Source organism: Methylibium sp. T29-B (assembly GCF_000576225.1).
Lineage (GTDB): Bacteria > Pseudomonadota > Gammaproteobacteria > Burkholderiales > Burkholderiaceae_C > Methylibium > Methylibium petroleiphilum.
Genome location: NZ_AZSN01000333.1, coordinates 1 through 1,596 on the forward strand (window position 1 = coordinate 1; position 1,596 = coordinate 1,596).

The 1,596-nt window shown below is 71.1% G+C and carries 2 protein-coding genes; one reads left to right on the top strand and one right to left on the bottom strand.

Features of this window, described 5'->3' with window-relative positions; all coding sequences use genetic code 11:
- On the bottom strand, positions 1–557 hold a 557-nt coding region (locus Y694_RS21690), incomplete at its 3' end, for a GAF domain-containing protein (RefSeq protein WP_036236643.1).
- A 93-nt stretch (positions 558–650) separates the two neighbouring features.
- Between Y694_RS21690 and Y694_RS21695 the strand changes: the two genes are divergently transcribed.
- Entirely contained in the window at positions 651–1,391 is a 741-nt protein-coding gene (locus tag Y694_RS21695) for an aldolase (RefSeq protein WP_036236645.1), read from the top strand.
- Positions 1,392–1,596: the final 205 nt, after the last annotated feature.

Below are 1,596 nucleotides of genomic sequence, written 5' to 3' on the forward strand. Positions count from 1 at the left end.
GCCGCGGCCTCCTCGCTGCGCAGGAAGCGGCCGGGCGCGGCCGGCAGATCCTCGACGAACACCGCCTCGCCACGCTGCCAGGCCAGGCCCGGCAGCCCCACGCCGCGCGGCAGGTAGGTCTCCTGGGAGATCGCCTCGAAGGCCTGAGCGCCGGGGCCGTAGGCGCCGTCGACCAGCGTCATGTCGGTGGTGATACGCGGGTCGTGGTGCCACAGCTCCAGGGCACCGGCCTGTCCGGGCACGTGGCCGCAGAACACCACCAGCACCGACGTGAGACGGTCGTGCAGGTACAGCGGCAGGGCGATGGCGCAGTCCATGCCGGCGGTCCGGGCGGCGGCGGTGCGCTGGAAGATCGAACCCTCGAACTGCCGCAGCAGCACCGGGCGGCCTTCTTCCCAGGCGCGGCCGGGCAGTCCCTCGCCACGGCCAAAGCACATGGAGCGGCTGATCGTCGCGAAGCTGCGCGCCGGGCCGAAGCCGCCGCAGCCGAACTCGAGCAGCGTGCCGTCGGCGCTGGGGATCCAGACTTCGGCGGCCTTGATGAAGGTGGCAGACATGGCGCGTCCTGGAGGGTGTGCAGCGCTCGTGCAAGTTGCAGGCCAGCACGGGCCGGTCGCGCCGCATGCCGGCGAGCCGATAGACTGGCCCGCATGAACCGCACCGATCCGCAGCAGCACGCAGACTTTCGCTCCGCCGCCGTGACGCGGCTGCGCGCCGACCTGGCGCTGGCGCTGCGGGCCGCCGCGCTTCACGGCCTGGCCGAAGGCGTGTGCAACCATTTCAGCGTGGAGCTGCCCGACGGCTCCGGCCGTTTCCTGCTGAATCCGCGCGGCCTGCTGTGGAGCGAGATCGGCGCCGACGACATCGTGATGATCGACGTGCAGGGCGCCCGGCTGGCAGGCCGCCACGACGTCGAGCCCACGGCGATGTTCATCCATGCCGCGATCCACCGCATCGCCGGCCAGGCCTGCGTGCTGCACACCCACATGCCGTACGCGACCGCGCTCACGCTCACCGTCGATCGGGCCCTCGACACCACGCTGTCGCAGAACGCGATGCGCTTCCACGGCCGCGTGGCCATCGATGCGCACTACAACGGTCTCGCGCTCGATGCATCGGAGGGCGAACGCATCGCACGCGCCATGCGGGGGGCCGACGTGGTATTCCTCGGAAACCACGGCGTGGTGGTCTGCGGCGCCTCGATGGCGCATGCCTACGACGACCTCTACTACCTGGAGCGCGCCTGCGCCACGCAGGTACTGGCCGGCTCGACCGGCCGGCCGCTGGCCCCGGTGGCGCCGACCATCGCCGCGCACGTGGCGCAGCAGACGCTGGGCGAGCGGCTGCAGTCGGAGCTGTTCTTCGAGGCGCTGCGGCGCACCGTGCCCTAGCCTCCGCAGCGCAGCGGGCCGCGCGTCCGCCGCGGCCGTGAAAGCTGTTCTGGCGCGGTACAAAAACGCCTAGGGAAACTACGTGCTTGGGTGGGGTGGCCCGTGAACTTTAAGGTTCATGCCGTGCCGACGCCGCCGTGACGGTGGTGCGTGGCCTTCCTTGCCACTCTCCCGCGAAGCATCGACCGATGGATTCATTCCTCCC